Origin of the sequence: Xanthomonas sp. CFBP 8445, from assembly GCF_025666235.1 — a bacterium.
Lineage (GTDB): Bacteria > Pseudomonadota > Gammaproteobacteria > Xanthomonadales > Xanthomonadaceae > Xanthomonas_A > Xanthomonas_A indica.
Genome location: NZ_CP102594.1, coordinates 3858698 through 3883274, shown reverse-complemented (window position 1 = coordinate 3883274; position 24577 = coordinate 3858698). Strand labels below are relative to the sequence as shown.

The 24577-nt window shown below is 69.4% G+C and carries 22 protein-coding genes; 9 read left to right on the top strand and 13 right to left on the bottom strand.

Annotated elements, in window-relative coordinates; translation table 11 throughout:
* Positions 1-100 precede the first annotated feature (100 nt).
* A complete protein-coding gene (locus tag NUG21_RS16740; RefSeq protein ID WP_263391448.1) occupies positions 101-1381 on the top strand; it encodes a sensor histidine kinase in 1281 nt (426 codons plus the stop codon).
* 126 nt (positions 1382-1507) lie between these two features.
* Here the strand turns inward: NUG21_RS16740 and NUG21_RS16735 are convergent, their stop codons facing one another.
* From NUG21_RS16735 to NUG21_RS16715, 5 genes are all read right to left on the bottom strand, one after another.
* Positions 1508-2677 (bottom strand): efflux RND transporter periplasmic adaptor subunit, encoded by a 1170-nt coding sequence (locus NUG21_RS16735; protein ID WP_263391447.1) that lies wholly within the window; start codon positions 2675-2677, stop codon positions 1508-1510.
* Positions 2667-5879: an efflux RND transporter permease subunit gene (locus NUG21_RS16730; protein ID WP_263391446.1), complete on the bottom strand. Its 3213-nt coding sequence runs from the start codon at positions 5877-5879 to the stop codon at positions 2667-2669. The genes NUG21_RS16735 and NUG21_RS16730 overlap by 11 nt, the downstream gene beginning before the upstream one ends.
* 189 nt (positions 5880-6068) lie before the next feature.
* Complete coding sequence (locus NUG21_RS16725; protein WP_263391445.1) at positions 6069-7478, bottom strand: sensor histidine kinase; 1410 nt, start codon at positions 7476-7478, stop codon at positions 6069-6071.
* Entirely contained in the window at positions 7456-8142 is a 687-nt protein-coding gene (locus NUG21_RS16720) for a response regulator transcription factor (protein WP_160948056.1), read from the bottom strand. Before NUG21_RS16720 ends, NUG21_RS16725 begins: the two co-directional genes overlap by 23 nt.
* A 108-nt stretch (positions 8143-8250) precedes the next feature.
* Positions 8251-8967, bottom strand: a complete 717-nt coding sequence (locus tag NUG21_RS16715) for an SGNH/GDSL hydrolase family protein (RefSeq protein WP_242160724.1) — start codon at positions 8965-8967, stop codon at positions 8251-8253.
* Between the two features lie 190 nt (positions 8968-9157).
* Here NUG21_RS16715 and NUG21_RS16710 point away from each other — a divergent pair, with 190 nt between their 5' ends.
* The 8 genes from NUG21_RS16710 (at position 9158) to NUG21_RS16675 (ending at position 15577) form a co-directional block, all read left to right on the top strand.
* A complete protein-coding gene (locus NUG21_RS16710; protein WP_019796877.1) occupies positions 9158-9538 on the top strand; it encodes a diacylglycerol kinase in 381 nt (126 codons plus the stop codon).
* A 39-nt stretch (positions 9539-9577) separates the two neighbouring features.
* On the top strand, positions 9578-10327 hold the full coding sequence (locus NUG21_RS16705) for a TerC family protein (protein ID WP_019796876.1): 750 nt from the start codon (positions 9578-9580) through the stop codon (positions 10325-10327).
* Between the two features lie 74 nt (positions 10328-10401).
* Entirely contained in the window at positions 10402-11034 is a 633-nt protein-coding gene (locus NUG21_RS16700; protein WP_160948054.1) for a LemA family protein, read from the top strand.
* 84 nt (positions 11035-11118) lie between these two features.
* The gene (locus tag NUG21_RS16695) at positions 11119-12039 is read left to right on the top strand and encodes a TPM domain-containing protein (RefSeq protein WP_263393104.1); all 921 of its coding nucleotides are present in this window, start codon (positions 11119-11121) and stop codon (positions 12037-12039) included.
* Entirely contained in the window at positions 12039-12530 is a 492-nt protein-coding gene (locus NUG21_RS16690; RefSeq protein WP_263391444.1) for a TPM domain-containing protein, read from the top strand. The genes NUG21_RS16695 and NUG21_RS16690 overlap by 1 nt, the downstream gene beginning before the upstream one ends.
* A 739-nt stretch (positions 12531-13269) precedes the next feature.
* A complete protein-coding gene (gene lgt / locus NUG21_RS16685) occupies positions 13270-14178 on the top strand; it encodes a prolipoprotein diacylglyceryl transferase (RefSeq protein ID WP_019797630.1) in 909 nt (302 codons plus the stop codon).
* Positions 14175-14969: a thymidylate synthase gene (locus NUG21_RS16680; protein ID WP_263391443.1), complete on the top strand. Its 795-nt coding sequence runs from the start codon at positions 14175-14177 to the stop codon at positions 14967-14969. The genes lgt and NUG21_RS16680 overlap by 4 nt, the downstream gene beginning before the upstream one ends.
* A 65-nt stretch (positions 14970-15034) precedes the next feature.
* Positions 15035-15577: a dihydrofolate reductase gene (locus NUG21_RS16675; protein ID WP_263391442.1), complete on the top strand. Its 543-nt coding sequence runs from the start codon at positions 15035-15037 to the stop codon at positions 15575-15577.
* A 106-nt stretch (positions 15578-15683) separates the two neighbouring features.
* Here NUG21_RS16675 and NUG21_RS16670 read toward each other — a convergent pair whose 3' ends face one another.
* The 8 genes from NUG21_RS16670 to NUG21_RS16635 form a co-directional block, all read right to left on the bottom strand.
* Positions 15684-16601, bottom strand: a complete 918-nt coding sequence (locus NUG21_RS16670; protein WP_263391441.1) for a symmetrical bis(5'-nucleosyl)-tetraphosphatase — start codon at positions 16599-16601, stop codon at positions 15684-15686.
* A complete protein-coding gene (apaG, locus tag NUG21_RS16665) occupies positions 16601-16984 on the bottom strand; it encodes a Co2+/Mg2+ efflux facilitator ApaG/CorD (RefSeq protein WP_010340000.1) in 384 nt (127 codons plus the stop codon). The genes NUG21_RS16670 and apaG overlap by 1 nt, the downstream gene beginning before the upstream one ends.
* 306 nt (positions 16985-17290) lie before the next feature.
* A complete protein-coding gene (gene rsmA, locus NUG21_RS16660; protein ID WP_263391440.1) occupies positions 17291-18085 on the bottom strand; it encodes a 16S rRNA (adenine(1518)-N(6)/adenine(1519)-N(6))-dimethyltransferase RsmA in 795 nt (264 codons plus the stop codon).
* Positions 18086-18208: 123 nt separating this feature from the next.
* Positions 18209-19186, bottom strand: a complete 978-nt coding sequence (gene pdxA / locus NUG21_RS16655; protein WP_263391439.1) for a 4-hydroxythreonine-4-phosphate dehydrogenase PdxA — start codon at positions 19184-19186, stop codon at positions 18209-18211.
* A 3-nt stretch (positions 19187-19189) separates the two neighbouring features.
* A complete protein-coding gene (locus tag NUG21_RS16650) occupies positions 19190-20551 on the bottom strand; it encodes a peptidylprolyl isomerase (protein WP_242081725.1) in 1362 nt (453 codons plus the stop codon).
* Positions 20548-22899, bottom strand: coding sequence for an LPS-assembly protein LptD (gene lptD / locus NUG21_RS16645; protein ID WP_263391438.1), 2352 nt, complete (start codon positions 22897-22899; stop codon positions 20548-20550). Before lptD ends, NUG21_RS16650 begins: the two co-directional genes overlap by 4 nt.
* Positions 22900-23092: 193 nt before the next feature.
* Complete coding sequence (locus NUG21_RS16640; RefSeq protein WP_263391437.1) at positions 23093-23998, bottom strand: histone deacetylase family protein; 906 nt, start codon at positions 23996-23998, stop codon at positions 23093-23095.
* A 23-nt stretch (positions 23999-24021) separates the two neighbouring features.
* A complete protein-coding gene (locus NUG21_RS16635; RefSeq protein WP_160948399.1) occupies positions 24022-24576 on the bottom strand; it encodes a cob(I)yrinic acid a,c-diamide adenosyltransferase in 555 nt (184 codons plus the stop codon).
* Between the last annotated feature and the right edge of the window lies 1 nt (position 24577).

The window sequence follows — 24577 nt, the reverse complement described above, 5'->3', positions numbered from 1 at the left end:
CCGATCGTGGAATCCGCAGCGGCTCCGATGAACGGGGCCGCTTGCACGAAAGGCTCACGATCGGCCTTCCTATAATCGCGGCAACGATCACGGATGCCGTATGCCGCACGGGTTGCCGCGCAAACTTCGCCTCGCCCTGATCGCCCGCATCGTGTTTGCGGGCTGCGTGGTCACGCTTGCCAGTTATCTGGTGGTGGCGATCGTGCAGCACTCGCTGGTGGGGTCGATCCTGAAGCAGGAGGCGCGCTACTACTGGCGCGTGCATGCGCAACAGCCGCAGCAGCCTCCGCCCAACACCCACAGCCTGCGCGGCTATCTGGTGGGGCCCGGCCAATCCGATGCCGCGGTGCCCGTCGACCTGCGCGGGCTGGCGCCCGGCCTGCACGAGGACCGCCCCGGTGGCGAGATCGTGCTGGTCGACCAGAACCCGGCCGGTCGCCTGTACCTGGTGTTCCTGCGCGCGCCGGCGCAGCGCCTGGCGTTCTGGTTCGGCGTGGTGCCCACGTTGTTGACCCTGATCGCGGTGCTGGTGGTGGCCTGGCTGACCTGGCGGGTGTCGCGGCGCTTGCTGTCGCCGATGAACTGGCTGGCGCGGCGCGTCTCGCGTTGGGATCCGCGGCATCCGGTCGCCGCCGAACTGGCCCCGGAAAACCTGCCCGCCGACGTGCAGGGCGAGGCGCGGCAGCTGGCCGCGGCCCTGCATGCGCTGGCCCAGCGCGTCACCGACCACGTCGCCCGCGAACGCAACTTCACCCGCGATGCCAGCCACGAACTGCGCACGCCGCTGACCGTGATCCGCGTCGCCACCGACATCGCCATGACCGAGCAGGAGCTGCAACCGCGCCTGCACCGCAGCCTGCAGCGGATCCAGCGCGCTGGCCGCGACATGGAGGCGGTGATCGACGCCTTCCTGATCCTGGCGCGCGAAGCGGACGTGGTGCCGCAGAGCGAGACCTTCGACGTCGCCGACGTGGTCGAGTACGAGGCCGAGAACGCGCGCGAGCTGCTGGCGGACAAGCCGGTGACCCTGAGCGTACGCGTACTGGCCTCGGCGACGCTGCACGCGCCGCCGCGGGTGCTGCACGTGGTGGTCAGCAACCTGCTGCGCAACGCCTGCAGCTACACCGATACCGGGCGTGTCGAGGTCGAGGTCGAGGCCGACCGCATCCGCATCCGCGATACCGGCATCGGCATGTCCGAGGACGCCTTGCGGCACGCCTTCGAACCGTTCTTCCGCGCCGAGCCGGAGCGCCCGCAGGGCGCCGGGCTGGGCCTGTCGATCGTGCGCCGGTTGTGCGAGCGCTTCGGCTGGCAGGTCGCGCTGGAGAGCGCCGAAGGCGGCGGCATCCTCGCTACGGTACGGTTCGCTCCGGCAACCTGAGCGCCGGCGCCGGCGCCGGGCGGGCGCTGCGTCCTGGCGCCGGTGGCCGTGCGATCGCCGTTGCCGGCCGAGCATCCGCGCCGCGCCGGAGGTTTCCCGCCATGCCTCGGCGGCGTTTCGCGCGGGTTACGCCTTGGCGTGTGCGCCTTCCGCCTTCGACGCGCTGATGCGCACCTTGTCGCCGTCGGCCAGGCCATCCGGCGGGCTTTCGATCAGGCGGTCGCCGGCAGCCACGCCGGACCCCAGTTCCACGGTCTTGCCGAAGTCGCGCGCGATCGTCACCGGCTTGAAGGCGACCGTGTCGTGCGCGTCGACCACTGCCACGCGCAGGCCCTTGTCGTCGAACACCAGCGCGCTGGCCGGCACCCGCAGCCGCGCGACGTCGGCCGGGAGATCGAGACGGACACTGGCATAGCCGCCCGGCAGCAGCTTGCCGTCCTGGTTGTCCACGGCGACCTGGACCAGCGTGGTGCCGGAGGCGGCATTGACGGCCCCCGATGCGCTGTCGACGACGCCATTGAAGGTCTGCCCCGGGTATTCGGGCACCGTCAGCGTCACCCGGCTGCCTGTGCGCACCGATGGCGCATCGCTCTGCGGCACGTTCACGTACATGCGCAGCTTGCGGGTGTCCGACACCACGAACAGTTCCTGGCCGCCGCCGGCGTTGATCAGTGCGCCCACATCGGTGTTGCGGGCGGTGACGGTGCCGTCGAACGGCGCCACCAGGGTGGCGAAGCGTTTCAGCGCTTGCAGATGGTCGAGATTGGCCTGTGCGGACTGGGCGAGGGCGCGCTTGGCGTCGTAGTCGCCGGTCTTCTCGTCCACGGCCTGCTTGGACACCACCTCGGTCTGGCCCATGGTTTGCCAGCGTTTGGCGGTGGTCTGCGCCAGCGCGGCGTTGACGCGCGCGTTGGCGAGGTCGGCCTTGGCCTGGAGCAACTGCTGGTCCAGGTCGGGCGTCTCGATCTCGGCGAGCACATCGCCGGCCTTCACCTTGGCGCCGATGTCGGTCTTCCACCATTTCAGGTAGCCGCTGGCACGGGCGAAGATCGGCGCGCGCGCATACGCCTCCAGGCGGCCAGGGAGATTGAGGACACCGTCGCCCTGGGCGGTCTGCGGGGCCACCACGGCCACCGTCGGCACCGCCTGGTCCGCGGTCCAGGTGCGCAGCCGGCGCGCGTCGCCGGCGCGCGTGGCGACCCCGGCGACGACGATGGCCAGGACCACGATCGCGGCGATGAGCGCGGCCAGGCGGAGCCGGCGCGGCGGGACGGGGGAGGACTGATCAGGCGACATGCGGGGACGCTCCGGGGGCGTGCGCCGTTGGCGAGGACGGCTGGGAAGCACGACGGTGGATGAGGCTGAAGACGATCGGCACGAAGAACAGCGTGCTGACGGTGGCGAAGATCAGGCCGCCGATGACGGCGCGGCCCAGCGGTGCGTTCTGTTCGCCGCCTTCGCCCATGCCCAAGGCCATCGGCGCCATGCCGATGATCATCGCCAGCGCGGTCATCAGCACCGGGCGGAAGCGCACGAAGCCGCCTTCCAGCGCCGCCTTCGCCGCGTCGCCGTGCGCGGCGAGGCGCTCGCGGCAGAAGCTGACCACCAGAATCGAGTTGGCGGTGGCCACGCCCATGCACATGATCGCGCCGGTGAGCGCAGGGACCGACAGCGTGGTGTGCGTGGCGAACAGCATCCAGACGATGCCGGCGATCGCCGCGGGCAAGGCGCTCACGATCACGAACGGATCGCTCCACGACTGGAAGTTCACCACGATCAACAGGTAGATCAGCACGATCGCGCCGAGCAGGCCGAAGATCAGGCCGGAGAACGCCTTGTTCATCGTCTGCACCTGGCCGAGCAGGACCGTGCTGGAACCCTTGGGCAGGAATTTCTGGTCGGCGTCGAGGATCTTCTGGATGTCGGCCGCGACCGCGCCGAGGTCGCGGTCCTGCGGGGAGGCGAAGATGTCCACGGTCGCATTGATGTTGTACTGGCTGACCACCGCATTGGTCGCCGTCCGCGACAGCGTCGTCAGCCCGCCCAGGCGCTGCGCGCCGCCCTGGCCCGCGCTTGGGCTGATCGGCACGTTCTGCAGGTCGGGCAGGCTGTCGAGGCTGTACTGCGGCGTCTGCATCACGATCGGATAGGACACGCCGTTCTGCGGGTTCAGCCAGAACGTCGGGGCGATCTGGCTGGAGCCGGCGAGGTTCACGCCCAGGCTGCTGCTGACGTCGCGCTCGGTGATGCCGACCTGTTGCGCAAGGCTGCGGTCCACGTTCACCGCGAAGCCGGGGCTGGCCTGCGACTGCTGGATGCGCGCGTCGGCCACGCCGGGGACGCGGCGGATCTCGCGCAGCAGGCGATTGGCGTAGGCGAAGTTGGCGGCGAGGTCGGGGCCGCGGATCTGCAGGTCCACCGGCGCCGGCGCACCGAAGTTCAGGATCTGGCTGATGATGTCGGCCGGCGGGAACGAGAACACCACCGACGGGAACTGCCGCGGCAAGGTCTGGCGCAGCATCCGCACGTAGTCGGCCGTGGGCGCGTGGCCTTCGCTCAGCGCGATCTGGATGTCGCCGTCCTGCGAGCCGATGGTGCCGGTGTTGTTGTAGGTGTTGTTGATGCCCGAGGACGACAGCCCGATGTTGTCGACCACGCTGGCCAGATCGCGCGGCGGAATGCGCTTGCGCACGGCGCCGGTCACGTCGGCGAACAGGTGCGCGGTCTCCTCCACGCGGGTGCCGACAGGGGCGCGTACGTGCATCAGGATCTGGCCCGAGTCCACCGATGGGAAGAAGTTGCGGCCGAGCATCGGCAGCAGCAGGAACGACAGCGCCACGCACAGCAGGAAGCCGGGCACGAACGCCCTGCGGCGCAGCAGCGCGGTCTCGAGCAGGGCGTAGTAGCCGGCGCGCAGCCGCTCGAAGCGCTTTTCGAAACCGCGCTGGAAGCGCACCAGCGGATTGCGCGACGGCGGCTGGCCATGGCCATCGCCGTGCATGTCGGTATGCGGCGCATGCGGACGCAGCAGGTACTTGGCCATGGTCGGCACCAGCGTGCGCGACAGCAGGAAGGACGCGATCATCGCGAACATCACCGCCTCGGCCATCGGCACGAACAGGAAGCGCGCCACGCCTTCCAGGAAGAACATCGGCACGAACACGATGCAGATGCACAGCAGCGAGACGAAGGCCGGCGTCACGATCTGCGAGGCGCCGTCCATGATCGCCGTCTCCACCGACTTGCCCTGCTCCAGGTGCCAGTTGATGTTCTCGATGGTCACCGTGGCATCGTCCACCAGGATGCCCACGGCGAGCGCCAGGCCGCCCAGGGTCATGATGTTCAGCGTTTCGCCGATCGCCGACAGCGCGGCGATCGAGCCGAGGATCGCCAGCGGGATCGAGATGGCGATGATCAGCGTCGAGCGCCAGCTGCCGAGGAACAGCAGGATCATCAGGCTGGTGAGCGCCGCGGCGATCACGCCTTCGCGCGCCACGCCCTCGATCGCGCCGCTGACGAACAGCGACTGGTCGCCGATGGGCACGATCCGCAGGTCCGGCGGCAGGGCGTCCTTCATCGCCGCCACCCGGTCCTTGATGCCGGCGATGATCGCCAGCGTCGAGGCCGAGCCGTTCTTCATCACCGTCATCAGCACCGAGCGATTGCCGTTGACGTGCACGATGTTGGTCTGCGGCGGCGCGCCGTCGCGGACATGCGCCACGTCGCGGATGAACACCGTGGCGCCGTCGACGGACTTCACCGGCAGATTGCCCAGTTCGGCGATGTCCGATGGTGCGTTGTTGAGCTGCAGCGTGTATTCGTACTTGCCGATCTTCTGCGTGCCCACCGGGGTGATGAGGTTCTGCGCCGCCAGCGCGTTGGCCACGTCCTGCGCCGACAGGCCGCGCGCCTGCAGCGCCGGCGGATCGATGTCGATCTGGACCTGGCGGGTCTTGCCGCCGAACGGGTAAGGGATCGCCGCACCGGCCACCGAGGTCAACTGCGGGCGGATGATGTTGAGGCCGAGGTCGGCCAGGTTCTGTTCGGTGAGTCCTTTGCCGGACAGCGCCAACTGGATGATCGGCACCGTGGAGGCGTTGTAGTTGAGGATCAGCGGCGGCGTGGTGCCTTGCGGCAGTTGCCGCAGCATGGTCTGCGCGACGGCGGTGACCTGCGCGTTGGCGGTGCGGATGTCGACGTTGGGCTGGAAGAAGATCTTGACGATGCCGAAGCCCTGGATCGAATTGGCTTCGATGTGCTCGACATCGTTCACGGTGGTGGTGAGCACGCGTTCGAACGGCGAGGTGACGCGGCCGGCCATCTGGTCGGGCGGCAGGCCGTTGTACTGCCACACCACGGCGATCACCGGGATCTTGATGTCCGGAAAGATGTCGGTGGGCGTGCGCAGCGCGGCGAGCGGGCCCACGATCAGGATCAGCAGGGCCAGGACGACGAAGGTATACGGACGCGTCAGTGCGATCCGGACGAGGCCAATCATGGAGGAGCGGTTTCCCTGCGCGAATGTTGCGTCGCGGCGGATTTTGCCTGCGGACCTTTCCCCGGCGTCATGAAGATTTATTTAGATAGCCCGGCCCTGGGCGCAAACGCGCGCTGGTTCAACGGCTTGGGCGCCAGTGGCGGGCACGCCGGGCGGATCGGTGCCCTGCCGGCACGGGCGGCCCGTGTGTCAGGCCGGGCCGGGCGCGCCGCGTGCGTGCTGCGCCGACGTGGCGGGCGGGCAGAGCAGCGAGAACACCGCGCCGCCCGCGTCGCCGCCCACCTGCAGGTCGTAGCCATGCAGGCGGACGATGGCGCTGACGATCGCCAGCCCCAGGCCGCACCCGGGCTGGGAGCGGGTCTGGTCGGCGCGATAGAAGCGGCGGAAGATCGTCTTGCGTTCGTCGGGGGCGATGCCGGGTCCGGTATCGGCGACATCGATGCGGGCGTTGCCGTGCTGGTCGGTCCCTGCCAGCAGGCGGATCGTCCCGCCATCGGGGGTGAACTTGATCGCATTGCCGACCAGGTTGGCCAGTGCCTCGAACAGCAGGTGCGGATCGCCGTGCACGGCGGGCAGCGGCTGCAGCGCGAGGTCGAAGACCTGCCCGCGGTCCTCGGCCAAGGGCGCGTAGAACGCATGGACGTCGTGCAGCAGCGCGTCCAGGTCGATCGTCGAGAAGCAGGCGCTGCGCTGGCGGTCTTCCAGTTCCGACACGCGCAGCAGCGCGCGGAATCGGGTCAGCACGGTGTCGATCTCGCTCACGCAGGCGTCCAGTTGCGCGCCTTCCGGGCGCTCCTCGAACTGCTGCTGCAGCCGGTGCAGGCGCGTGCGCATGCGCGTCAGCGGGGTGCGCAGGTCGTGGGCGATGTTGTCGGTGACGCCCTTCACCTCGCCGAGCAGGCGCTCGACCTCGTCCAGGGTCCGGTTCACCGTGGCCGCCAGCAGGTCCACCTCGTCGCCGCGCCGCGACACCGGCAGGCGCACGCTGAGGTCGCCGCGGTGGATGGGCTGCATGGCCTGCTGGATGGCGCGGATGCGCCGCGCCGGCCCGCGCGCGAGGAGGATGCCGCCGAGCAGCCCCGGCAGCAGGGTCAGGGACAGTCCCCACAACAGCCCCCGGTAGATGATGGTGGTCAGCCCGTCGATCACGGTGCTCGCCTTGGCCACGACCAGACGCCGCCCGTCCGGCAGTTCCCGGGCGATGCCCCGGGCCTGGGTCAGGCGGTCGTTGCCGGCACCGATCAGCCTGGCGCTGACCAGGCCGACGCTGCCATCGGTGGCCACGTCCTTGGGGATCTCGGCGATATTGCCGGCGATGCGGCGTCCCTGCGGGTCGAACAGGCCGACCCACATGAAGCCCTGGATGTCGATGGCGTTGGCTTCGCCCACCGTGTCGGCCAGGCGCCGGGGGTCGGTGTTCTCCAGGTAATGGATGCGCGCGACCAGCATCTGGTCGATCACGTGCGACAGGTAGCGCGTGGACTCCCATTGCACGATGCCCAGCAGCACGATGCACCAGATCGCGAACAGCGCCCCGTAGATCAGGATCAGCCGCGTCGTGGCCGAGCGCCAGGCGTCACTCAGCGGGGGCAAGGACATACCCCGAGCCGCGCATCGTGCGGATGAGCGGTGGTTGGCCGTTGCCGTCGATCTTGCGGCGGAGGCGGCCGATATGCACGTCGATCACGTTGGTGCCCGGGTCGAAATGGAAGCCCCAGACGTGTTCGAAGATCATCTGCCGCGTCACCACCTGGCCGGCGTTGCGCATCAGGAACTCGAGCAGGCGGAACTCGGTGGGCAGCAGCGCGAGCGGCTGGCCGGCGCGCAGTGCGTTGTGGCGGACCAGGTCGAGTTCGAGGTCGGCCACGCGCAGGCGGGTCTCGGGCGTGGCCGCCGCGTTGCGATGGCGGCGTACCAGCACTTCGGCGCGTGCCACCAGTTCGTCGGGCGAGAACGGCTTGGTCAGGTAGTCGTCGCCGCCCGCGCGCAGGCCGCGCACGCGCTCGTCCACCTCCGAGAGCGCGCTGATCATCAGCACCGGCGTCTGCACCGCGCGCTTGCGCAGTTCGGAGACCACGTCGATGCCGTCCATGCCGGGCAGCAGGCGGTCGAGGGTGATGATGTCGTAGCCATCGGCCAGCGCGCGCTGCAGGCCGTCGCGCCCGTCGGCGATCCAGTCGGCGCTGAAGCCATGCGCGCCGAGTTCGGCGACGATGTCGCGGGCGGTCACTTCATCGTCTTCGATGACCAGGGCTCTGGGCATCCTGGCTTACTCCGTGCCATGGCGAGCGGAAAACCCCCGGCGGACGCCGCCGACCGTGCCGGCCGGCAGCCGCCAGTGCGCCGTCTGCGCGAGGCCGTTCACCGCCTGTCAGGGAGCCAGGTACGGCCGCAGCGTATCGCGCCACAGCGCGTAGCCGGCCGCGTTCATGTGCAGCTTGTCCGGTCCGAACAGTTCGGCACGGGGCTGCCCGTCGGCGCCCAGCATCGGCGTGTAGACGTCGACGAACTGGACCTGCTTCAGGCCGGCCGCGGCCTTGCGGATCAGCGCGTTGGCCTCGGCCATCTTCGGCATCAGCGCCGCGCGCGAGGGGCTGGGCTTGATCGACAGGTAGACGATGCGGGTCTTGGGCAGGTCGCGGTGCACCCGGGTCACGAAGGCCACGAAGTCGTCGCGCACCTGTTGCGGGCTGCGGCCGCTGTTGAGGTCGTTGTCGCCGGCGTAGAACACGATCAGGCGCGGCTTGTACGGCACCACGATGCGGTCGGCGTACCAGGTGCTGTCGCGAATCTCCGAGCCGCCGAAGCCGCGGTTGAGCGTCTGCACGCCGGGGAAGTCCGTGGCCAGCGAGGTCCAGAAGCGGATCGAGGAGCTGCCGACGAACAGCACGCCGCCGGGTTTGACCGGATGTGCGGCATCGTCCTTGGCGAACCGCGCCATGTCCTCTTCCCAGGCGGCATTGGAGACCTGGTCGGGCACGCTGGGCGGCGCAGGCGGGGTGAGCGCCCGTGCCGGCGACAGGCCCAGCAGGGACAGGCTGAACAGACTCAGGGCGAGCAGCGGTGCGCGCAGCGGCGAACGGGGCATGACGCCTCCTCGAAGCTAGGGGATCGGCGATGGTGCCGCAGGCGCCGCATGCAGGCAAATCCACGGCGATGCCGGGCGCCGCCGCGGGGCTTGTGGCAAAATTGCGGCCTATCCCGCTGCGCCCTTGCCCATGACCGATTCCTTCCGGCCGTCGTCGTCGCGTCCCCGTTGCCTGGGACGGGGCTGAGCCGTGGCCGACCAGTTCGGGCATCTGCCGCGCGGGCCGCGCCGCATGCTGATGGCGGCACGCTGGTCCTGGCAGGGGCTGCGCGCAGCCTGGCTGCACGAGTCCTCGTTCCGCCTGGAGGTGTGCCTGTGCCTGATCCTGGCGCCGTTGGCGCTGTGGCTGGGGCAGGGGCCGGTGCAGCAGGTGCTGATGATCGGCTCGCTGCTGCTGGTGCTGGCGGTGGAACTGCTCAATTCGGCGATCGAGGCGGTGATCGAGCGCTACGGCCCCGAGCATCACGAGCTGGCCGGCCGCGCCAAGGACATGGGCTCGGCCGCGGTCTTCGTGATGCTGGCCAACGTGGTGCTGTGCTGGGGCTTGATCCTGCTGCCGCGCCTGCTGTGATCGCCGCCCGTTTCTTCTTCTGTTAAAGGACCCGACGCCATGGCCCTCGAGTTTCTCGCCGACCCCAACACCTGGCTGACGCTGTTGACGCTGAGCGCGTTGGAGATCGTGCTGGGCATCGACAACCTGGTGTTCATCTCCATCGCGGTGGGCAAGCTGCCGGAGGCGCAGCGCCCGGCCGCGCGCAAGTTCGGCATCGCCGTGGCCTGCCTGACCCGCATCGCGCTGCTGGTATCGCTGGCGTTCCTGGCGCGCATGCAGGGCGAGCTGTTCAGCGTCGCCGGCATGGGGATCTCGATCCGCGACCTGGTGCTGATCATCGGCGGCCTGTTCCTGCTGGTGAAGGGCACCATGGAGATCCGCGAACTGATCACCGGCGGCGAGGACGAAGACCCCACCACCAGCAAGGCCTCGGGCGTGTTCTGGATGGTGATCGCGCAGATCGCGGTGATCGACATCGTGTTCTCGCTGGATTCGGTGATCACCGCGGTGGGCATGGCCCAGCACATCCCGGTGATGATCGCCGCGGTACTGCTGGCGGTGGCGGTGATGCTGCTGGCGGCCAATCCGCTGGGCCGCTTCATCGACGCCAACCCGACGGTGAAGATGCTGGCGCTGGCCTTCATCCTGATGATCGGCGTGGTGCTGATCCTGGATGGCCTGGACGTGCACGTGCCCAAGCCCTACATCTACGCGGCGATGGGCTTCTCGGTGCTGGTGGAGTGGCTGAACCTGCTGATGCGCCGGCGCGCCGCGGCGCACCAGGTGCCCGGCGCCGGCAAGTGGTGAGCCACGGCTGAGGTCGGCTGCGTTTTCACCGGCGGCGTGGCAAGCTGCGCGCAGTCATCTGCCGGAGTCATCGCATGCGCCTGTTGTCCCGCTCCCTGTTCCTGGCCGCGCTGGCGGTATTGCTGTCCGGCTGCGGCTACAACGCGATCCAGCAGAAGGACCAGGCGGTCAAGGCCGGCTGGTCGGAAGTGCTGAACCAGTACAAGCGCCGCGCCGACCTGGTGCCGAACCTGGTCAACACGGTCAAGGGCTATGCCGACCAGGAGCGGCAGGTGCTGACCGACGTGACCAACGCCCGCGCCCGCGTCGGCCAGGTGCAGGTCAACGCCGACGACGCCGCGTCGCTGCAGCAGTTCCAGCAGGCGCAGGGCCAGTTGTCCAGCGCGCTGTCGCGGCTGCTGGTGGTCAGCGAGAACTACCCGAACCTGAAATCCGACCAGGCCTTCCGCGACCTGCAGGCGCAACTGGAAGGCACCGAGAACCGCATCACCGTCGCGCGCGGCCGCTACATCCAGGCGGTGCAGGACTACAACACCTACATCCTGTCGTTCCCGCAGGTGATCACCGCCAAGCTGTTCGGCTACAAGGAAAAGCCCAACTTCTCGGTGGAGAACGAAGCGCAGATCTCCGAGGCGCCGGCGGTGAACTTCGGCGGCCAGCCGGCGTCCGCGCCGCAGCAACCGCAGCAGCCGGCGCCGGCGCAGTAAGCGCCGCCGCGGGCGGGCACGAGCGTGCGTTCCACATCCGTGTCGGCTGAGCGTGCGGCGGCGTCGCGCGGCCTCATCCACCGCGTGCCCGGCCATCGCCGCGCCTGCGTCTGGCTGGCGCTGCTGCTGGCGCTGCTGCCGTGCGTGGCCTGGGCGCAGGCGCAGGCGCCGATCCCGCCGCTGGATGCGCCGGTGGTGGACACCACCGGCACGCTGACGCCGAACCAGCGCCTGGAGCTGGACCGGCAGGCGGTGCAGCTGCAGCAGCGCAAGGGCAGCCAGTTGCAGGTGCTGGTGGTGCCCAGCACCGCCCCGGAAAGCATCGAGCAATACACCCAGCGCGTGTTCGACCAGTGGAAGCTCGGCCGCAAGGGCGTGGACGACGGCGTACTGCTGGTGGTGGCCAAGGACGACCGGCGCGTGCGCATCCAGCCCGGCTACGGCCTGGAGGGCGCGATTCCCGACGCCACCGCCAACCGCATCATCCAGGAGTACCTGGTGCCGCGCTTCCGCGCCGGCGACTACAGCGGCGGGATTGCCGAAGCGACCGCGATGCTGGTCAAGCTGATCGACGGCGAGGCGTTACCGGCGCCGGTGAGTGCGCATGCCTCGGCCTCGCGCGGCGGCGGCCTGGGATTCGGGTTCTTCGCCGGCCTGTTCGCGGCGCTGGTCGCGCAGGTGCTGTTCGCGCGGCTGTCGCGGCCTGTGCGCGGTGTGCTGAGCGGCGTGGTCGGCGGTGGCGTCGGCCTGGTGTTGAGCCTGTCGCTGTTCGTCGGTGCGCTGACTGGGGCGATCGGCCTGTTGCTGGGCCTGTTCGTCGGGATCGCGCCGGGCCGCTCGGCTGGCGGTGGCGGTTGGGGCGGCTGGGGCGGCGGAGGTTGGGGAGGCGGCGGCTTCGGCGGTGGCTGGGGCGGCGGTGGCGGAGGAAGTTGGGGCGGCGGCGGAGGCGGCTGGGGTGGCGGCGGGGGCAGTTCCGGAGGCGGTGGCGCCTCGGGGAGCTGGTGATGCGCCTGCTCCGGCACCTGTTCGCGCCATCTGCGCAGCGCCTGTTCCCGGCGGCCAGCCTGGAGCGCATCGGCGCGGCGATTGCAGACGGCGAGCGGCTGCACAGCGGGCAGGTGATGTTCGCGGTGGAGTCGGGCCTGGCGCCGGCGCAGGTGCTGCGCGGCGTGGCGCCGCGGCTGCGCGCCGAGCAGGCCTTCGCGCAGTTGCGCACCTGGGATACCGAGGCCAACAACGGCGTGCTGATCTACCTGCTGCTGGCCGACCACCACATCGAGATCGTCGCCGACCGCGGCCTGCGTGGGCGGGTGGACGCGGCGCAGTGGCGCCAGGTCTGCGCGCTGATCGAGCGCGACATGCGCGCCGGCCAGCCGGAGCAGGCGGTGATCGCCGGCGTCGGCGCAGTCTCGGCGCTGCTGGCCGCGCACTTCCCGGCGCAGCCGGGCCAGCAGGGCGAGAACGAGCTGCCGAACCTGCCGCAGGTGCTGGACTGAGCGCCTGGAGTCTGGGTGTGTTCTGCCGCCAGATGACACGCGGCGTTTTGGCGTCGATGTGGCGGACAAGGAGGCTGGCTTCCGGCAGGTATGCGGCGAGTGCGGATGCCGCCCACATGCGGTCGATCCAAGCCATGTGCTTGGTCTGGGTTTCCGCACCGGACTTGCCGCCGATGCATCCCTCCCGTAGGAGCGGCTTCAGCCGCGACGGGCTTCCCGGTAAATCCCGTCGCGGCTGAAGCCGCTCCTACGGGAGAGCGCGACGTGTCTGACTGTGCAGCGGTGACACGCGCGGTCGGCGGTGGACGTATGCGCCCGCCAGCAGATGAAGCGCTACCCCGCTGTGCCGTCCGCAATCGCGGCAAGCAGCGAATTCCGTGGCAGACGTCTGCGCCTGCCGGCAGATGAAGCGCCACCCCGCTGTGCCGTCCGCAAATCGCGGCAAGCAGCGGAGTCGGTGGCAGACGCGTGCGCCTGCCAGCAGATGAAGCGCTACCCCGCTGTACTGTCCGCAAATCGCGGCAAGCAGCGGAGTCGGTGGCAGACGCGTGCGCCTGCCGGCAGATGAAGCGATACCCCGCTGTACTGTCCGCAAATGGCGGCAAGCAGCGGAGTCGGTGGCAGACGCGTGCGCCTGCCAGCAGATGAAGCGCCACCCCACTGTGCCGTCCGCAAATCGCGGCAAGTAGCGGAGTCGGTGGCAGAATAGGCGCTCTTTGCCCCCGGCCGACGCCTGCGCATGACCTATCTCCACCAGATCGATCCCATCGCCTTCTCGTTCGGTCCGGTGAAGGTGCATTGGTACGGGCTGATGTATCTGGCCGGCTTCATCTCGGCCTGGTGGCTGGGCCGCCGCCGCATCCGCGCCGGTCGCCTGCCCGGGGTGAACGAGGACGGCTTTTCCGATCTGCTGTTCTACGCGATGCTCGGCGTGGTGTTGGGCGGGCGCATCGGCTACATGCTCTTCTACGCGCTGTCCGATTTCCTGGCCAATCCGCTGCTGATCTTCAAGGTGTGGGACGGCGGCATGAGCTTCCACGGCGGCCTGCTGGGCGTGCTGGCGGCCTGCCTGTGGTGGACGCGCAAGGCACGCCTGCATTTCTTCGACACCGTCGATTTCATCGCGCCGCTGGTGCCGCTGGGCCTGGGCTTCGGCCGCATCGGCAATTTCGTCGGCGGCGAGTTGTGGGGCAAGTTGACCCACGCCGGCTGGGGCGTGATCTTCCCGCACGCGCCAGCGACGGATGGGGTGGCCAACGCACCGGCCCTGGAGAGCCTGATGAGCGCCGCGCAACTGCAGCAGCAGTACGCCGCGGGCCTGCTGGACGGCTATGCCCGCCATCCGTCGCAGCTGTACGAAGCGGCGCTGGAAGGCCTGGTGATGTTCGTGGTGCTGTGGACGTTCTCGATGAAGCCGCGCGCGCGCTATGCGGTGTCCGGCCTGTTCGCGCTGCTGTACGGCGTGTTCCGCTTCGCCGTGGAATTCGTGCGCGTGCCGGATGCGCAGCTCGGCTACCTGGCGTTCCATTGGCTGACCCGCGGGCAGCAGCTGAGCATTCCGCTGATCCTGTTGGGCGTATTCCTGTTGTGGCGCTCGCGCAGCGCGCCCGTGCTGCAGCCGGTGCCGCCGCCGGAGGTGGCCAAGTGAAGCAGTACCTGGACCTGCTGCAGCACGTGCTGGAGCATGGCGCGGAGAAATCCGACCGCACCGGCACCGGCACGCGCAGCGTGTTCGGCTGGCAGATGCGTTTCGACCTCAACGACGGCTTCCCCCTGGTCACCACCAAGAAGCTGCACCTGCGCTCGATCGTGCACGAGTTGCTGTGGTTCCTGAAGGGCGAGACCAACATCGCCTATCTCAAGGACAACAAGGTCAGCATCTGGGACGAGTGGGCCGATGCGCAGGGCGAACTCGGCCCGGTGTACGGCAAGCAGTGGCGGCGCTGGACCGGCGCCGACGGCCGCGAGATCGACCAGATGCAGTGGCTGGTGGACGAGATCAAGCGCAATCCGGATTCGCGGCGGCTGGTGATCAGCGCCTGGAACGTGGCCGAATTGCCGCAGATGGCGCTGATGCCGTGCCACAGCCTGTTCCAGTTCTATGTGGTCGACGGCAAGCTCAGTTGCCAGCTGTACCAGCGCAGCGGCGACATCTTCCTCGGCGTGCCGTTCAACATCGCCAGCTATGCGCTGCTGACCCACATGGTGGCGCAGGCCACCGGTCTGGGCGTGGGCGATTTCGTGCACACACTGGGCGATGCGCACCTGTACTCCAACCATTTCGAACAGGCGCGCGAACAACTGGCGCGCACGCCGCGGCCGTTGCCGCGGCTGCGGCTGAATCCTGAGGTCACCGATCTGTTCGCTTTCACCTACGACGACATCGCCATCGAGGGCTACGACCCGCATCCGGCGATCAAGGCGCCGGTGGCCGTATGAGCAGCCGGGACTCGGGACCCGGGCCCCGGGACCCGGCAAAAGCGCAAGCGGCGACATCGGGGCAGATGCGGAGCGACGAGTCCCGGGTCCCGGGTCCCGGGCCCCGGATTTCCCTGATTGCGGCGCTGGATCGGGCCAATGCGATCGGCCGCGACAACGATCTGCCGTGGCGCCTGCCGGACGATCTCAAGCGGTTCAAGGCGCTGACGCTGGGCAAGCCGGTGCTGATGGGGCGCAAGACCGCGCAGTCGCTGGGGCGCGCGCTGCCCGGGCGCTTGAACCTGGTGATGACCCGTTCCGGGCAGGTGCCGTTCGCGGACATGCAGGCGGTGGCATCGCTGCCGGCGGCGATCGACGCCGCGCGCGAAGCCGGCGCCACGGAACTGGCGGTGATCGGCGGCGGCGACATCTTCGCCCTGGCCCTGCCGTTGGCCGAGGCGCTGTACCTGACCCATGTCGACACCGTGGTCGACGGTGCCGATGCGCATTTTCCCGCGTTCGATCCGGCGCAGTGGGAAGTGGTGGCGCGGCAGGCGCACCCGGCCGATGCGCGGCATGCGCTGGCCTTCGAATTCGTGGACTACCGGCGCCGGTCTGGCGCGATGTAGGCGCCGCCAGGCTTTCGTAGGAGCGGCTTCAGCCGCGACGGGCATTCCCGGGACGTCTGTCGCGGCTGAAGCCGCTCCTACGAGAGCGCAACGGAGCGCGTGAAACTCACTCCTGCGCGGGCGCAGAGGCAGCCGGCGCCTGGCCACGGCTTGGTGCGCCGCGCCGCCGCGGCGTGCCGCTGCGCGCCGCCGGCGGCGGTCCCTGCACCGGGCGGCCGGGGACCTGCACGACCTGCAGGTCCTCGCTGTCCAGGCGCAGGGCGGTGAGCTTGCCGCCCCAGACCGCGCCGGTGTCGATCGCGTGCACGCCCTGGGTGATGGTCAGGCCCAGCGTCGACCAGTGCCCGCAGACGATCTTCAGGTCGCGCTCGACCCGTCCCGGCACCTCGAACCAGGGGTACAGGCCCTGCGCCTGGGTGCCGGGTGTGCCCTTTTCCTCGATCGCGATGCGCCCGCGCGGGGTGCAGTAGCGGGCACGGGTGAACAGGTTGATGATCGCGCGCGAGCGGTCGTAGCCGGTGAGGCCCGGCGACCATGCCGGGCGGTCGCCGTACATGTTGCGGAACAGCTTGCGGTAGCCGTTGCCGTGCAACTGCTGCTCGACCTCGCGCGCGTGCTTCTCGGCCAGCGCGGTGGTCCACTTCGGCGCCAGGCCGGCGTGGATCATCATCCAGCCGAGCTCGCGGTCGGCGTGCAGCAGCTTCTGCATGCGCAGCCAGGTCAGCAGTTCGTCGCGGTCCTCGGCCAGCACGATGCGCTGCAGGTCCGGATTGACCTTGCGCTGCTCGTCCGGGCTGCGCTCGCCGATCGCCAGCAGCGACAGGTCGTGGTTGCCCAGCACCACCACGCTGTGTTCGCGCAGCGAGTGCACCAGGCGCAGGGTTTCCAGCGACTGCCCGCCGCGGTTGACCAGGTCGCCGCAGAACCACAGCCGGTCCACCGCCGGATCGAAGCGGATCTTCTCCAGCAGTTGCTGGGTGATGTCGTAGCAACCCTGCAGGTCGCCGATCGCCCAGACCGCCATCAGTGCAGGGTCCGCGGCACGGACAGCACGAACGGCGCGATCGCGGCGATGAAGTGGGTGCCGTCGTCGGCCTCCATGTCGTAGTGGCCGCGCATCGTGCCGTGCTCGGTCTCCAGCACCAGCCCGGAGGTGTAGCGGAAATCCTCGCCCGGGCGCAGCCGCGGCTGTTCGCCGACCACGCCATCGCCGTCCACGCGCTCGATGCGGCCGTTGCCGTCGGTGATCTCCCAGTGGCGGGCGATCAGGCGCGCGGCGACGCGGCCGCGGTTGTGGATGCGGATCGTGTAGGCGAACGTGTAGCGTCCGTCCTCCGGCGCCGATTGGTCGTCGAGGAATCGGGGCGACACTTCGACCTCGATCCGATAGGGGGCGTCATCGTTCATCCCCACAGTTTAGAGTGTGTTTTGCCGTTTGAGGCGAGATGCGTCAACGGTTGTCACTGCCAGGCGGCTGGCGCGCGGCAGCGGCCCTGGCTGCCGCCTGCGCGAGTCGCCCGTGCGGGCCTGTCGTTGCCGCGGGCAGTGTGCAGGAGGGGCGTTGGAGCGGCGATCCGTGTTGGGCGGCTCGCCATGCTGCGGCGCCGATTACGGCGCGGTCGGCGATGCCTGGGCCAGCATGCAAGAAGCGGAGCAACGCGCGCGCAGACCTTCGCACCACGCATGCATGCGCGTGCCGCGCGGGACGTCCGCTCAGGCTTGTGCGCTATTGGCCAGGCGCACGAAGTCGGCGACCTCGAGCTGCTCGGCACGCGCGTCCGGGCGCACGCCCGCGGCCTCGAACTGCGCGGCATCGCAGACCCCGTTCAAGGCGTTGCGCAAGGTCTTGCGGCGCTGTCCGAACGCGGCACGGACCACATCGGCGAAGCGCTTGGGATCGGCGATGCCCACCGTCTGCGGCGGCCGCGGCACCAGCCGTACCACGGCCGAATCCACCTTCGGCGGCGGCCGGAACGCGCCCGGCGGCACCACGAACAGCGAGGTCACCTCGCAGTAGGCCTGCAGCATCACGCTGAGCCGGCCGTAGACCTTGCTGCCGGGGTCGGCGGCCATGCGGTCGACCACTTCCTTCTGCAGCATGAAGTGCATGTCGGCGATCGCCGCGGCGTGGTCCAGCGCATGGAACAGGATCGGCGAGGAAATGTTGTACGGCAGGTTGCCGACCAGGCGGATGGTCGCGCCCTCGGCCAGGGCGGCGAAATCCACCGACAGCACGTCGCGGTTGAGGATGGTCAGTTCGCCGACGCCGGCCGCCGCCGCGGTCAGCGGCGCGATCAGGTCGCGATCGAATTCGATCACGGTCAGCTGGCCGTGCCGGCGCAGCAGCGGGAAGGTGATCGCGCCCTGGCCGGGGCCGATCTCGACCAGCCGGTCGCCCGGCTTGGGGTCGACCGCGCGCACGATGCTGTCGATGTAGTGGCGGTCGCTGAGGAAGTGCTGGCCAAGGGATTTCTTGGCCGGGGCGCCGAAGCCGGGAGAGGAAGTCATGCGTGGCATTTTATCGGCATGCACGGGGTGGCGCGCGCATGCGGCCACGTAACAGCGGCGTTGGCCGCGACCGGCATCACCGGGAACGTCGGGTTGCGGCAGATCGGCGAACGCCGTTCGGGCCTAGGACTGCGCGCGGCGTGCGGCCAGTTGCGCACACAGCGCGGTGGCGGCGAACAGGCTGGACGGGTCGGCCACGCCGCGGCCGGCCAACTCCAGCGCGGTGCCGTGATCGACCGCGACGCGCGGGTAGGGCAGGCCCAGGGTCAGGTTCACCGCCTGCTCGAATCCGCTGTACTTGAGCACCGGCAGGCCCTGGTCGTGGTACATCGCCAGCACCGCGTCCACGCTCGCCAGCTTCTGCGGCAGGAACGCGGTATCGGCCGGCAGCGGACCGAGCAGGCGCATGCCCTCCGCGCGCAAGGCGTCCAGCACCGGTTGCATCACCTGGATCTCCTCGAGGCCCAGGTGCCCATCTTCGCCGGCATGCGGGTTCAGCCCCAGCACCGCGATGGTCGGGGTGGCGATGCCGAACTCGCAGCGCAAGGCGGCCTCGGTGATGCGCAGGCTGCGTTCCAGCAGCGCCGGCGTGAGCGCATCGGCGACCGCGCGCAGCGGTAGATGGGTGGTGACCAGGGCCACACGCACGATGGCGTTGGCCAGCATCATCACCACCTCGCGGCCGGCGTGCTGGGCTAACAGTTCAGTAGTGCCGGTGTAGGCGATGCCGCCGGCGTTGATCGCGGCCTTGTGCACCGGACCGGTGACCATGCCGGCCAGTTCGCCGCTCAGGCAGGCGTCGGCGGCCTGGGTCAGCGCAGCGATCACTGCCGCGGCATTGGCCGGCTCGGTCGCGCCGAAGCGGCTGGGCACGGCATTGGCGACCGTGCGCAGGCGCAGGTCGCCAGGGGCGTGGGCGGGACTGGATTCGGGCAGCAACTGCAGCGGCAGCGCCAGCGCCGCAGCGGCGGCGCGCAAGGTGTCGGGATCGGCGAAGGCCAGGAGCTGGCAATCGTGACGCGGCTGTTGCGCCAGCCGCACGCACAGCTCCGGGCCGATCCCGCCCGGCTCGCCCGGCACCAGCGCGAGCGAGGGACGCATGGATCAGGGCTTGGCGGCGGGCGCCGGCGCCGGCGTGGCCGCCGGCGCGGTGGCGGCGTCGGTGTTGCCCACGCGCATGTCGACGTAGGCTTCGCCGCGCATCTCCTGCAGGAAGCGGTTGTATTCCTCTTCCAGCTTGCGGCGGCCGATGGTTTCGCGGACCTGGGCGCGCTGGGTGTCGCTGGTCACGTCGGTTTGGCGCTCGCCGACGCGCTGCACGATGTGCCAGCCGGCCTCGGTGCGGAACGGCTGCGAGATCTGGCCGTCCTGCAGGCTTGCCACGTGCTGGCCGAAGTCCGGGCCGAACGCGTCGGCCGGGAACCAGCCCAGGTCGCCGCCCTGGCTGCGGCTGTTGGTGTCTTCGGAGGCTTCCTTGGCCACGGCCTGGAAGTCGGCGCCGCCGGCGATGCGCGCACGCAGGGTCTCGATCTTGGCCTTGGCGGCCGCGTCGGGCTGCGCGTCGTTGACCCGGATCAGGATGTGGCGGGCGTGGTACTCGGTGACGGTCTTCTTCTCCGGATTGGCCGAGGCATCGCGCACCTCGACAAGCTTCAGCAGCTGGAAGCCGCTGGGGCCGCGCAGCGGGCCGACCACCTGGCCCGGCTTCATGTCGCGGATCAGCTGCGCGAACGCGTTGGGGATTTCGTCCAGGCTGCGCCAGCCCAGGTCGCCGCCTTCCAGCGCATTGGGGCTGTCGGAGTAACGCACCGCGGCGGCGTTGAAGTCGATCTCGCCCTTGTCGATCAGGTTCTTGACCCCGTCGATCTTGCCCTGGGCGGTCTTGATCTGCTCGGCGGTGGCGCCTTCCGGCAGGCCGACCAGGATGTGCGCCAGGTGGTACTGGGCACCGGTGGTGGCCTGCTGCGCCAGCGCCGCGTCGACTTCGGCCTCGCTGACGTTGATGCGGCTCTGCGCGAAGCTCTGGCGTAGGCGCTGCACGGTGATCTCGTCGCGCACCGAGTTGCGGAAGTCGGTGTAGGACATGCCGTCGGCGGCCAGCTTCTTGCGCAGGCCGTCCACGTCGGTGCCGTTCTGCTGGGCGATGCTGGCGATGGCGCGGTTCAGCTCGTCGTCGCCGACGCGGATGCCGGTGCTGTTGGCGCGCGCGACCTGCAGCTTGACCAGGATCAGGCGCTCGAGCACCTGCCGCTGCAGTACGTTATCCGGCGGCAGCTGCGCCTCGCGGCCGGCATACTGCGCCTTCACGTTGCGCACGGCACGATCCAGCTCGCTCTGCAGCACGACATCCTCGTCGACCACCGCGGCGATGCGGTCCAGCGGTTGGGTTTGTTGCGCGGCGGCCGGAGCGGACACGCCGGCGACCGCCATCAGGGCGGCGAGAAAAACAGAAAGGGTCTTGGTCATGGAATCTGGTTCGGATCGTAAGCGTCCGGATCGGTCGTGGTGTTGCTGGGCGGGACCAAGTACAGGTCGTCGCGGTTGTAGCCGAGAATAGCACGGCGCAGAACGCGGTCCGTGTCCTGGCCCAGGGAGGACAGGCCCTTGAGCACGAACTCGATCTGGAACGCGGTATCCAGCGCACCGGTGCGGTTGCGCACGTAGCGGCGCGCCAGCGCCCGTACTGCCAGGCAGCAGCTGTCCCACTGCACGCCGAGGATGCTCTCCAGCGGCTTCTTGTCCATCAGCGAGTAATAGTGCCGGCCGACCACGCTCCAGGTCGGATTGATCGGGTACAGGAACGAGACGTCGGCCTGCTCCAGCAGGTCGCGGCGATAGCGGTAGCCGATGTTGACGATGCCATCGCCGGGCATCAGATAGCGCGCGCGGAAGCTGGCCAGATCCTTGCGGTGGTACTTGGGATCCCACTGATAGGTGGCGCCCAGGGTCCAGCGGTCGTTGACCATGTAGTTGGCATCGGCCACCCAGGCCGACTTGCCCTGCTCGATGGTGGTGTCGCTGTCCGGCAGGCTGACCCGGGAATCACTGAAGTACAGGATCTGGCCGAGGCTGACCGAGAGCTTCTCCTTGCCGTCGTCCTGGCGCAGCAGGCGCGAGCTCAGCGCCATGGTCAGCTGGTTGGCATCGTTCTGGCGGTCGGCGCCGGTATAGCGCGAATCGCGGAACAACTGGCCCCAGCTGAAGGTGAACTCGCGGGTGTCGAAGATCGGCAGGTCGTTCTGGTCGCGGTACGGCGTGTACAGGTAGAACAGCCGCGGTTCCAGGGTCTGCAGATAGTTGGTGTTGCCCCACTTGGTATCGCGGTCGAAGTACAGGCCCGCGTCGACCGTGGCGATTGGCAGGCTGCGCGAGGGCGTGGTGTCGCCGCCGAGCGTGGCTGCCAGATCCTTGTCCAGCTGATACGCGGTGTAGCGCCAGGCGAGGGTCGGCTTGAGGAACCAGGCGGCGCCGGCCAGCGGCATCGAGATGTAGGGCTTGAGGTCCAGGCGGCTGCCGCCGGGGCGTGGGGTCACCACGCCGGTGCGCTCGTAGGTGCCGTCGGTGGTTTTCTGGTGGATGTCGTCGTGCACGAAGCGCACGGCTTCGCTGTACAGGCCGGCTTCGAAGTAGTTGCCGAACGACTGGTCCCAGTTGAAGAAAGCGCGCGGCTGGCGGTTGTACGGCAGCGCGTCCTCGGTCAGGGTGTAGTCGGTCAGTTGCCAGCGGTCGGCCATCAGGCCCGCGGTCCAGGTCTCGCCGGTGCCGTAGACGCCGATCGTGCTCTGGATGTTGGACACCGCGTTGCCGAGCAGGCGGTTGGAGAAATCCTCGGTGTAGCGCTCGTCGCTGACCCAGGCCAGCGAGGCGCGCGCCTGCCACTGCGAATTGATGTTGTGGTAGCCCTGGTAGCTGAAGCGGCCGCGATCCTTGTCGCGCAGCTTGTCGTCGGGCAGGTAGGCCGCCTGCAGCTCGCCCTTGCCGCCCTCGTAGAGATAGCGGAATTCGCTGCCCAGCATCAGGCCGCGGCGGGCCATGAAGCGCGGATACAGGGTGGCGTCGTAGTTCGGCGCCAGGTTCAGGTAGTACGGCTGGGTGTAGTCGAAGCCGTTGCGGCTGGACATGCCGAGCGCCGGGAACAGGAAACCGCTGCTGCGGCGATCGTCGATCGGGAATTTGAACCAGGGCGCATACAGCACCGGAAAGTTGTAAACCTTCAGGATCGCGTTGCGCGCGGTGCCGAAGCCCTCGTCGTTGTCGACATCGATTTCCGGCGCGTGCAGTTCCCACACCCGCTGCGAGGGGTCGCAGGTGGTGTAGGTGGAGCGGTGCATCTGCCCCAGCGCGCCTTGCAGGTCGACCGAATCCGCCTTGCCGTTGCCGCGGCGGGCCAGCAGCTGGTAGCGGATGTTGGTGATCTTGTGGGTGTCGGTGTCCTGGTTGCCTTCGGCGCGGTCGGCGATCATGCGGATCGACGAATCCTGGTAGCGCACATGCCCTTCGGCGATGTAGTTGCCGGTCTCGGTGTCCACCCGCAGGCTGTCGGTGCCCATGAACTGGTCGCCGCGCTTGAGCGCGACGTTGCCGGTGTAGTTCGGGATGGTGGTGGTGCCCGACAGCTGATCGCCTTCGATATTGGTCGGCTGCTGGTCGCGGTTCTGCGCGAGCTTGGGGTCCGGCTGCTGCGCGTCGTCGAACTTTGGCAGCACGTCCGGGGTCGGGCACAGGCCCCAGTTCGGCGGCTTTTCAGCCGCCACGGCCGGCAGGCAGAGGGCGATACTGAACGGAAGAGGGAGCAGGCGAATGGTTCGGCGCACGCGCGTCAGGTATCGGGCTAAAACGGTCGCTAGCTTGCCCCATCCCGTGCATAGGGGCAATGAAGGCGTCCCGGCGCCGGGGGACGGGGTTCATCGGCGCCCAGGGCGCGCCATCCAGTCCGGGCACGCCGGTCGGGCCTAGCCGGCGCCGCGCACTCACCGTGTGGCCCTCCTTTGCCTGGATGACCCGCGCTCAGCGCAGCGCGTCGACGTGGGCGACGCTGCCCTCGCGCAGCGCCTGCAGGTCGTAGCCGCCTTCCAGCAGGGACACCACCCGGCCGCGCGCGTGCCGCTGCGCCACCGCGCGCAGTTCGGCGGTGATCCAGCCGAAGTCCTCGGTCTCCAGCATCAGGTCGGCCAGCGGGTCGCGCATGTGCGCGTCGAAGCCGGCCGAGATCAGCAGCAGCTGCGGCTTGAAGGCGTCCAGCAGCGGCAGCATCTGGTCGGCCCAGGTGTTGCGGAAGCGGAAGCCGCCGCTGCCCGGCGGCAGCAGTGCGTTGTGCAGGTTGCCGACGCCGCGGTCGTGGACCCCGCCGGTGTGCGGGAACAGCCCGGACTGGTGGGTGCTGAGGTACTGCACCTTCGACTCGCGCTCGAAGATCGCCTGCGTGCCGTTGCCGTGATGCACGTCGAAATCGACGATGGCGATCCGCTCCAGGCCATGCGCATCGCGGGCATGGGCGGCGGCGACCGCGACGTTGTTGAACAGGCAGAAGCCCATCGCGGTGTCGGCGGTGGCGTGATGGCCGGGCGGGCGCACCGCACAGAACGCGGTGTCGCTGGCGCCGTGCATCACCGCATCCACCGCGGCGACGCCGGCGCCGGCGGCGCGCAGTGCGGCGGCGCGCGAGCCGGGCGAGATCACCGTGTCAACGTCGAGCATCTGCGGGCCGTCGAGGTCGGCCAGCACGCGGTCGATCAGGTCGCGCTCATGGACCCGGGCCAAGTCGCCGAGCTTGGCCAGCGGTGCCTCGCGCCACTCCAGCGCCGGAAAGGCCTCGCGCAGTGCCGTCGTCACCGCGTCCAGGCGCTCCGGCCGTTCCGGGTGTTCCGGTCCGGGCGCGTGGCCCAGGCAGGCAGTATGGGTGTAGATCAGCATGCGCGCCGCGGCCCGGGCGTCGCTCAGGCCTGGCGCCGGTCGTGGCGCCACAGCACTTCGCCGTGGCCGTCGGCCCGCGCCAGCACCCGCGCCAGCACGAACAGCAGGTCGGAGAGGCGGTTGAGGTAGCGCACCGCTTCCGGGCGCACCGCGTCCTGGCGCGACAGCGCCACCGTCTCGCGCTCGGCGCGGCGCACGATGGTGCGCGCCAGGTGGCAGCGCGCCGCGGCTTCGCCGCCGGCGGGCAGGATGAAGTCCTGCAGCGCCGGCAGGGTGTCGTTGTAGCGGTCCAGGTGCCGTTCCAGCGCATCGATGTCGGCGGCCTGGATCGCGGCGTGGCCGGGGATGCACAGCTCGCCGCCAAGATCGAACAACTGGTGCTGGATCGCGGTCAGCAGCTGCCGCACGTCCTCGGCCAGCGGGCAGGCCAGGATCACACCGATCGCCGAATTGGCTTCGTCCACGGTGCCGTAGGCGGCCACCCGCGCCGAGTCCTTGCCGACCCGGTTGCCGTCGCCCAGGCCGGTGCTGCCGTCGTCGCCGGTGCGGGTGTAGATCTTGGAGAGGCGGTTGCCCATC

Coding starts and splice junctions, on each gene's coding strand:
- NUG21_RS16740 (WP_263391448.1), top strand. CDS start 101: ATGCCGCACGGGTTGCCGCGCAAACTTCGCCTCGCCCTGATCGCCCGC.
- NUG21_RS16735 (WP_263391447.1), bottom strand. CDS start 2,677: ATGTCGCCTGATCAGTCCTCCCCCGTCCCGCCGCGCCGGCTCCGCCTG.
- NUG21_RS16730 (WP_263391446.1), bottom strand. CDS start 5,879: ATGATTGGCCTCGTCCGGATCGCACTGACGCGTCCGTATACCTTCGTC.
- NUG21_RS16725 (WP_263391445.1), bottom strand. CDS start 7,478: ATGTCCTTGCCCCCGCTGAGTGACGCCTGGCGCTCGGCCACGACGCGG.
- NUG21_RS16720 (WP_160948056.1), bottom strand. CDS start 8,142: ATGCCCAGAGCCCTGGTCATCGAAGACGATGAAGTGACCGCCCGCGAC.
- NUG21_RS16715 (WP_242160724.1), bottom strand. CDS start 8,967: ATGCCCCGTTCGCCGCTGCGCGCACCGCTGCTCGCCCTGAGTCTGTTC.
- NUG21_RS16705 (WP_019796876.1), top strand. CDS start 9,578: ATGGCCCTCGAGTTTCTCGCCGACCCCAACACCTGGCTGACGCTGTTG.
- NUG21_RS16700 (WP_160948054.1), top strand. CDS start 10,402: ATGCGCCTGTTGTCCCGCTCCCTGTTCCTGGCCGCGCTGGCGGTATTG.
- NUG21_RS16690 (WP_263391444.1), top strand. CDS start 12,039: ATGCGCCTGCTCCGGCACCTGTTCGCGCCATCTGCGCAGCGCCTGTTC.
- lgt (WP_019797630.1), top strand. CDS start 13,270: ATGACCTATCTCCACCAGATCGATCCCATCGCCTTCTCGTTCGGTCCG.
- NUG21_RS16675 (WP_263391442.1), top strand. CDS start 15,035: ATGCGGAGCGACGAGTCCCGGGTCCCGGGTCCCGGGCCCCGGATTTCC.
- NUG21_RS16670 (WP_263391441.1), bottom strand. CDS start 16,601: ATGGCGGTCTGGGCGATCGGCGACCTGCAGGGTTGCTACGACATCACC.
- apaG (WP_010340000.1), bottom strand. CDS start 16,984: ATGAACGATGACGCCCCCTATCGGATCGAGGTCGAAGTGTCGCCCCGA.
- rsmA (WP_263391440.1), bottom strand. CDS start 18,085: ATGACTTCCTCTCCCGGCTTCGGCGCCCCGGCCAAGAAATCCCTTGGC.
- pdxA (WP_263391439.1), bottom strand. CDS start 19,186: ATGCGTCCCTCGCTCGCGCTGGTGCCGGGCGAGCCGGGCGGGATCGGC.
- NUG21_RS16650 (WP_242081725.1), bottom strand. CDS start 20,551: ATGACCAAGACCCTTTCTGTTTTTCTCGCCGCCCTGATGGCGGTCGCC.
- NUG21_RS16640 (WP_263391437.1), bottom strand. CDS start 23,998: ATGCTGATCTACACCCATACTGCCTGCCTGGGCCACGCGCCCGGACCG.
- NUG21_RS16635 (WP_160948399.1), bottom strand. CDS start 24,576: ATGGGCAACCGCCTCTCCAAGATCTACACCCGCACCGGCGACGACGGC.